At 70.2% G+C, this 6,932-nt stretch carries 6 protein-coding genes; all 6 read right to left on the bottom strand.

Annotated elements, in window-relative coordinates:
• Positions 1 to 179 precede the first annotated feature (179 nt).
• The 6 genes from ACZ7LU_RS39790 to ACZ7LU_RS39765 all read right to left on the bottom strand — a co-directional run bounded on the left by ACZ7LU_RS39790 (position 180) and on the right by ACZ7LU_RS39765 (position 6,857).
• Positions 180 to 2,135: an anthranilate synthase family protein gene (locus tag ACZ7LU_RS39790; protein WP_471152447.1), complete on the bottom strand. Its 1,956-nt coding sequence runs from the start codon at positions 2,133 to 2,135 to the stop codon at positions 180 to 182.
• Entirely contained in the window at positions 2,132 to 2,755 is a 624-nt protein-coding gene (locus ACZ7LU_RS39785; RefSeq protein ID WP_398310789.1) for an isochorismatase family protein, read from the bottom strand. The genes ACZ7LU_RS39790 and ACZ7LU_RS39785 overlap by 4 nt, the downstream gene beginning before the upstream one ends.
• 52 nt (positions 2,756 to 2,807) lie before the next feature.
• Positions 2,808 to 3,983, bottom strand: coding sequence for a 3-deoxy-7-phosphoheptulonate synthase (locus tag ACZ7LU_RS39780; protein ID WP_471919636.1), 1,176 nt, complete (start codon positions 3,981 to 3,983; stop codon positions 2,808 to 2,810).
• A gap of 33 nt (positions 3,984 to 4,016) precedes the next feature.
• The gene (locus ACZ7LU_RS39775; RefSeq protein WP_398312840.1) at positions 4,017 to 4,505 is read right to left on the bottom strand and encodes a PhzA/PhzB family protein; all 489 of its coding nucleotides are present in this window, start codon (positions 4,503 to 4,505) and stop codon (positions 4,017 to 4,019) included.
• A 291-nt stretch (positions 4,506 to 4,796) separates the two neighbouring features.
• Positions 4,797 to 5,711 carry an aromatic prenyltransferase gene (locus tag ACZ7LU_RS39770; protein ID WP_471919635.1) on the bottom strand — a complete coding sequence of 305 codons (915 nt, stop codon included), beginning with the start codon at positions 5,709 to 5,711 and terminating at the stop codon, positions 4,797 to 4,799.
• Between the two features lie 75 nt (positions 5,712 to 5,786).
• Entirely contained in the window at positions 5,787 to 6,857 is a 1,071-nt protein-coding gene (locus ACZ7LU_RS39765; RefSeq protein WP_398312846.1) for a methyltransferase, read from the bottom strand.
• Positions 6,858 to 6,932: the final 75 nt, after the last annotated feature.

Genomic DNA, 6,932 nt, shown 5'->3' with positions numbered 1-6,932 from the left:
GAACTGGGGGAAGTCCACCTCCACGGTGCCCGTCAGCGTCTCCGAACGCCGCGAGGGAGTACGGCCGTTGGTCTTCTGGGACAGCTCAGACATGAGTCATTCCTTCGGGAAAAGGGCAGCGGGGGGCCGGGCCGGCGCTCGGGGGAGGGCGCCGGCCCGGCGGTCTTGGGGTGGCCCGCTCAGGCCGGGTCGGGGGTGCGGGCGGGGGCCAGGAGTCCGGCCAGGACGGTGCCCACGATGCGCGGGCCCTGGCGGGTGAGGACGGATTCGGGGTGGAACTGCAGGGAGGCGAAGCCCGGTCCGCGCAGGGCGTGCACCTCCGCGGTGGCCGCGTCCCGGCTGACCTGGACCAGCTGGCCGTCGGGCACCCCGGGCACGCCGTGGGTGGTGAACTCCTCGTCGTCGCTCAGCAGCGCGAAGGTGTTGTAGTAGCCGACGTGTTCGGCGGTGCCGAACAGGTCGATCTCCTTTTGGACGCCCTGGTTGGGCACGCTCCTGCGGCGCAGGGGCAGGCCCAGTTGCAGGCCCAGGACCTGGTGGCTGAGGCAGACGGCCAGGAAGGGGCGCTGTTCGCGCAGCAGGGTGGCCACCGCGGTGTGCAGGTGGTGCATCTTGGGGTGGGCCACTTCCTGCGGGTCGCCGGGGCCGGGGCCCATCACGACCAGGTCGTGGCCCTCGAAGGTGTAGTCCTGGTCGTAGCGGCGCACGGTGACCTGCAGGCCCAGCGAGCGCAGCTGCTGGTCGATCATCGAGGTGAAGGTGTCCTCGGCGTCGACGACCAGGACCTTGCGGCCGGCCAGCTGGGGCAGGGCGGCGCTGCGGTGTTGCAGGTCGGAGAGCCAGAAGTCGGCGATGGTGTCGTTGCGCAGTTCCAGGGCGCGGCGGACGCTGGGGTGGTCGGCGAAGCGGGTGGTGGTGTCGCCGTTGAGGGCGGCGACCAGGCCGGCGGCCTTGGCGCGGGTCTCGGCGGCCTCCGAGGCGGGGTCGGAGTGGCGCACGATGGTGGCGCCGACGCCGATGGCCAGGCGTCCTTGGGGGCTGATGTCGGCGGTGCGGATGAGGATGGCGGAGTCCATCACCCGCTCGCCCCGGGCGTCGCGTCCGATGAGGGCGGCGGCGCCGCTGTAGTAGCCGCGGCCGCCGGGCTCGTACTGGTGGATGATGCGGCAGGCGCTTTCCAGGGGGCTGCCGGTGACGGTGGGGGCGAACATCGTCTCGCGCAGGATGTCGCGCACGTCGCGGTCGGTCTGGCCCTCGATGAAGTACTCGGTGTGGGCGAGGCGGGCCATTTCCTTGAGGTAGGGGCCCACCACGCGGCCGCCGGTGTCGCAGATGCGGGCCATCATCTTCAGTTCCTCGTCGAGGACCATGTAGAGCTCGTCGGTCTCCTTGCGGTCGCCGAGGAATTCCAGCACGCCTTCCAGGGTGGAGCCGGAGGGCGGGTAGCGGTAGGTGCCGCTGATCGGGTTCATGACGGCGGTGCCGTCCTGGAGGCTGACGTGGCGCTCGGGTGAGGCGCCGACCAGGATGCGGCTGCCGGTGTGGATCAGGAAGGTCCAGTGGGCGCCGGACTCGCGCTGCAGCAGCCGCCGGAAGAGGGCCGGGGCGCTGGCGGGGCCGTAGTCGGTGATGTCGGCGACGAAGGTGCGCTTGATGACGAAGTTGGCGCCTTCGCCGGTGCCGATCATCTCCTTGGCGATGCGGCGCACCACGTCCTCGTAGGCGGCGTCGTCCACGTCGAAGTCGCCGCCCGAGAGCGGGGTGGGGACGTCGGGGATGCGGGCCAGGGCCTGGTCCAGGGGCAGTTGCTGCTGGCCGGTGACGGTCATCGCCACCAGCGGGGTGCCGTCGTCCGCGCAGGCGAAGCCGCGTTCGGCCAGCTGCCGGTAGGGCATGACGACCAGGACTTCGTGGCGGGCGGGGGCGCCGGGGGCGGGGGCCTCGGGCAGCGGGATGTCGGCCAGGGTGGCGGGCAGGGACACCGCGCCGGTCAGCACTTCCACGGTGCCGGGGCCGGTGGCGCCGGGCCGGTGCAGCAGGGCGAAGGCCGGTGCCCGGCCGTCCAGTACCTGGTCCAGCAGGTCGGCGGCCGGCTGCGGTGCGGGGGTAGTGGGGGTGGGTGGTGTCTGTGTCATGTGAACAGCCCCTTGACGGTGGTGACCCGGGCGCAGCGCTCGGCGGCGTAGGTGAGGGCCGAGCGGTGGTAGTCCTGGGAGAAGTCGGCGGTGGCGTCCGCGACGAAGAACGGCTGGATGTCGTGGGTGAAGGCGTCCACGGCGGTGGCCAGGACGCCGACATGGGCGTAGACGCCGCACAGGATGAGCTGGTCGCGGCCGGCGGCGCGCATCCGCTCGAGCAGGTCGGTCTTGAAGAAGGCGCTGTAGCGCCACTTGGTGAGCAGCCAGTCCTGTCCGGTGGGGGCGAGGGCGTCGACGACCTGGCGGTCTTCGGGGGCGGGGCGCATGCCCGGGCCCCAGAAGTCCTTGAGCAGGCCGCGCTGTTCGTCGTTCATGCCGCCGGGCTGGGCGGTGTAGGCGACGGGGATGCCCAGGGCGGCGCACCGGTCGCGCAGCTGGGCGGCGTGGGTGATGAGGTCCTGGCGCAGGCCGGCGGGGAAGGGTTTGAGGAAGTAGCGCTGCATGTCGTGGACGAGGAGGACCGCGCGGTCGGCGTCGGCGGTCCAGGACACGGCGGCCGGGGGCAGGTCGCCCTCGGCGGGCAGGGGGTAGGGGCTGATGGGGGGTATGCCGGTCATGGTTCCAGTCCTTGGACGTGATGCGTGGCTGGGGATGTGGGGGCCGGGTGGGTCAGGCGGGCCAGGCGTTGACGGCGTGCAGGGCCTGGGTGGGGTTGAGGCGGGGGTCGCAGCAGGAGGTGTAGCGCTCGCCCACTCGTTCCAGGTCGGCCTCGGTGCTGGCGCACTCGGTGACGTCGTCGGGGGTGGTCTCCAGGTGCAGGCCGCCGGCGATGCCGCCCGCGTTCTGCACGGCCTGGACGAAGCCGGTGATCTCGCGGGCGACGGTGTCGACCATGCGGGTCTTGTAGCCGCCGGGCGCGGTGACGGTGTTGCCGTGCACCGGGTCGCTCAGCCAGATCGCGGGGTGGCCGGCCTCGCGGACCGCCTCGACCAGGCGGGGCAGGCGCTCGGTGACCTTGTCCGCGCCCATCCGGGCGATCAAGGTGAGCCGGCCCGGGTCGCGCCAGGGGTCCAGCTTCTCGCACAGCGCCAGCAGCTCGTCCACCTCCATGGCGGGCCCCACCTTGCAGGCCACCGGGTTGCTGACCTCGGCGAGCAGGGCGACGTGGGCGCCTTCGACCTGGCGGGTGCGCTCCCCGATCCAGGGCCAGTGCGTGGAGCCCAGGAAGAGGCGGCCCTTGTCGTCGGTGCGCAGCATGGGCATCTCGTAGTCCAGCAGCAGCGCTTCGTGGCTGGTCCACACCAGGGGTTCGACGACGTCGCGGCCGGCGGCGCGCTCGCGCCAGCCCAGGTGTTCGAGGATGTCGCCGGCGGCCATGTAGCCGGTGAGGATCCGCAGCGGGTCGGGGCGGCGGCTCTCGAGGTCGGGTTCGGGGCCGTTGACCATGTGGCCGCGGAAGACGGGCAGTTCGAGGCCGTCGACCATTTCGGTGGGCTTGGAGCGGGGCTTGGCGAACTGGCCCGCGATGCGTCCCACCCGCAGCACCGGTCTGCCGGTGATCAGGCCGAGCTGGCCGGCCAGCAGGTCGAGCAGGGCGGCCTTGCGGGCCACGTGGCGGGGGGTGCATTCCTGGGGGTCCTCGGCGCAGTCGCCGGACTGCAGGACCATCGCCTCGCCGCGGGCGACCTTGCCGAGCAGGGTGCGCAGGGTGGCCAGGTCATCTCCCTGGACGAGCGGCGGGCGGGCGGCCAGGGCCTCACCCACCCGGTTCAGCTGAGAAAGGTCGCTCCACTCGGGTTGCTGCAGTGCCCCGCGGATACGAATCTCCCGTATAACGTCTTCCATGACGTACTCCGATCCAGCGGTGAGGTGTGTTTCTCAGGTGGGAATTCCGGTGCGCTTGATCTCGGGCACCGGAATGCCGAGCGCACGCAGCTGCTGGAACGGATTCATGAATTCGCGATTACGCTTGATCTTCCCGTTGTCCAGTTCGAAGGAGTGCAGGAAGTGGTTCTCGTAGTATCCCTCGGGGTAATCGCCGAAGCAGATCTTTCCGCGTCCGTCGCATTCCACCCAGATGTGGTTGGGGTCCTGGGTCTCGAAGATCTGGATGTTGTACCACTCCCAGTCGGGGAAGCACTTGAGTGACCACACGGCGTGCTCGGCCAGGCGGTCGCGGCCCACCGTCTCCACCGGGGATCCGGTGTCGGTGGTCCACAGGCCGCCGCGGCCGTCCTCGGTGAACAGCTCGTGCCGGCGCAGCCGGTCCTGGCCGCGGGTGTGCATGTACTGCTCGACGGTGGCGCGGTTGCGGCGGCGCAGTTCGGCCGCGTCGGTGAATTCCTGAGCCGGAACGGAATCAGACATGGGTGTCCCCTTCTGTGTTTGGTGAGTGAATTGGGGGGACACGCGGCAGGCGTAGTGATCCCCCCTGTCGGCCTTGAGTGATCTTGCCTGATTCAACAGGGCAAATCAACACCGTTTTGACGCTGCACCAATGAACCGGTGTAACGTTCAACTTTAAGGTGGGCGTGGTGGGGCATGCACCGGTGGCAGCACGACGGAATACCCCCCGGTACGGCAGGAAAAGGGGGTCCGCAAAGGAATTGCCCGAGCCGGACGCGGTCCAGGCTCAGGCAATTCACGAGCGGCGGGGCGTCATATCTCTTTGTTGTGGACCGCGCTGATCACTTTCCGCATCAGCGGGGAGAGCTGGTAGTACGGGCCGAGGTTGAGGTAGGGGCCCTCGGGCGCCCACTTGACGGCCGCGATGACGATGGGCTCGCCCTCGTAGGCGCGCGGGGCGCCGTCCACGAAGCCCCGCACCCGCTCGGTGATCTCGGCGGGCAGGGCGGCGGGGTCCCAGCCGCGGGCGGGCGGCGGGGCGTAGCAGATCCGCTCGATGCCGGCGCTGTCCCAGCTGAGGGTGGTGTAGATCCTGAACGACCTGCGCGCGAAGTCCAGCATCGGCTGTCCGGGGGCGGGCAGGCCGATCTCGCGGTGCAGGGACAGGACGGTCTGCGGGGCCCGGCACTCCTCGGAGAGCTGGGTGAAGTACAGGTTGAGGGTGCGGCGCGGGTAGTCGATGCCGATCATCGCGACGTCGCTCAGGCCGTGCCGCTCGAGCAGGGCGGCGCACCGGGCCAGGGCGGGCGGCATGCCGGGCAGCTCCGCGAGGCGGGAGATCTTCTGCACGTCCTGCGGGAAGTGTGCGTAGATCTTGTTGAAGCCGCCGACGACGCCGCCGTCGACGAGGTACTCGCTGATCTCGCACCGGCTTTGCAGGTGCGAGAGCAGCGTGTGGACCGGGTGGCTGTCCGGGGTGACGAAGCCGTGCCGCACCGCGGTGGCGTAGGGGTCCTCGCCGGCGGCCGGCACCGTGACGGTGTAGTCGAGCTCCGTCGGGGTGCTGTGGCTGGTGGAGACGCTGTAGACGACCCCGGCCCGCTCCAGGCCCTCCCCGTAGGCGCTCAGGACGGGGTGGACCTTCTCGCGCGTGCAGGGCACTCCCGCCAGCCGGGCCGCCGCGGCGACGGCCGCGTACACCTCTTCGGTGCCAGTGACTGGGGACATCTCTCCTCCATGTGCGCTCGGCGCGTGTGCGCGGCCGGGCTCGGGGCCGGGCGGGCGGGTCGGGGGGTCAGCCGGTCAGATCTTGGTGGCGCACAGGATGGCCTGGACGGGGATGACGTCGCGGGGCACCTCGGCGGGGTCCTTGGTGAGGGCCTTGGTGACCTTGAAGCCGCACTCCTCCAGCCAGCGCTGGTAGGTCGACATCTTCTGCGGGCCGCCCTGGCCCATGGTGCAGCCGATGAAGAAGGCCGGGAAGAAGTCGACGTTGTAGTTGTCGGTGTCCCGGATGTCCTCGGGGTAGACCGGCACCATGATGTGGACCTGGCCGCCGGGCTCCAGGGAGCGGTGCACGCCCTTGAGGATGGTGAAGACGTCGTCCTTGTCGAACATGTCCAGGAAGTGCTTGATCAGGACGGTGTCGAAGCCCTTGGGGATCTCGTCGAAGACGTTGCCGCCGATGAAGGAGCAGTGCTCGGCCACGCCGTGCTTTGCGAAGTTCTCCAGGCAGGTGGCTTCCTTCTCCGGCAGGTCGAAGGTGGTCACCTTCAGTCCCTCGGAGGCCTTGTGCCGGTAGGTGTGGATCGCGCCGAGGCCGGTGTTGCCGGCCACGTCCAGGACCTGGGCGCCGGCCGGGACGTCGATGTTGGCGAAGAACCAGGGGTCGATGTTGGCGGTGACGTTGTTCATCAGCGTCAGCCAGGCGTCGTTGAGGTCGCTGTGGTCGGCGACGATGTCGTACAGGGTGCCCTCGCCGGCGCCGTAGAGCTCCTTGAGGCCCACGATGGTGCCGGTGCGCACGCTGTCGGTGAGGTAGAAGAGCTGCCGCAGCGCCACCACCTTGATCATGTTCATGTAGGTCAGGGCGCGCTTGAGGTCGCTCTCGGCGACCTCGGCGAGCGCGTCCAGGGTGTAGCCGCCCGTCTCCTCGTCCTGGGCGACGAAGCCCTCCTTGACCATCAGGAACAGGAGCTGCTCGACCGCGTCGGGCTTGGCGCCGACGGCCTGGCCGAGCTCGGCCGCGCTCGCACCGGGCCGCTCGCGCAGCTGGTCGACGAGGCCGAGCTCGAAGACGGACAGCAGGCTCATGAACCGCGAGGGGCCCACCATGTATTCGCGAAAGCGCGCGAGGGTGGCTTCAGTTGTCATTGCGGCTGATCCCTTTCGAAGTGGTGGTGCCGGGCCGGCGCGGCGCACCGGGCAGCGGCCGGTGCGCGCCCGCGG

It is taken from the genome of Streptomyces sp. NPDC039462 (assembly GCF_055639375.1).
The sequence above is the reverse complement of the archived record's forward strand: the minus strand, read 5'-3'. Positions and strand labels throughout refer to the sequence as shown.

What these genes read in the sequence shown, in the direction of transcription:
- ACZ7LU_RS39785 (WP_398310789.1), bottom strand. Translation starts at nt 2,755, where the DNA reads ATGACCGGCATACCCCCCATCAGCCCCTACCCCCTGCCCGCCGAGGGC.
- ACZ7LU_RS39775 (WP_398312840.1), bottom strand. Translation starts at nt 4,505, where the DNA reads ATGTCTGATTCCGTTCCGGCTCAGGAATTCACCGACGCGGCCGAACTG.
- ACZ7LU_RS39765 (WP_398312846.1), bottom strand. Translation starts at nt 6,857, where the DNA reads ATGACAACTGAAGCCACCCTCGCGCGCTTTCGCGAATACATGGTGGGC.
- ACZ7LU_RS39780 (WP_471919636.1), bottom strand. Translation starts at nt 3,983, where the DNA reads ATGGAAGACGTTATACGGGAGATTCGTATCCGCGGGGCACTGCAGCAA.
- ACZ7LU_RS39770 (WP_471919635.1), bottom strand. Translation starts at nt 5,711, where the DNA reads ATGTCCCCAGTCACTGGCACCGAAGAGGTGTACGCGGCCGTCGCCGCG.
- ACZ7LU_RS39790 (WP_471152447.1), bottom strand. Translation starts at nt 2,135, where the DNA reads ATGACACAGACACCACCCACCCCCACTACCCCCGCACCGCAGCCGGCC.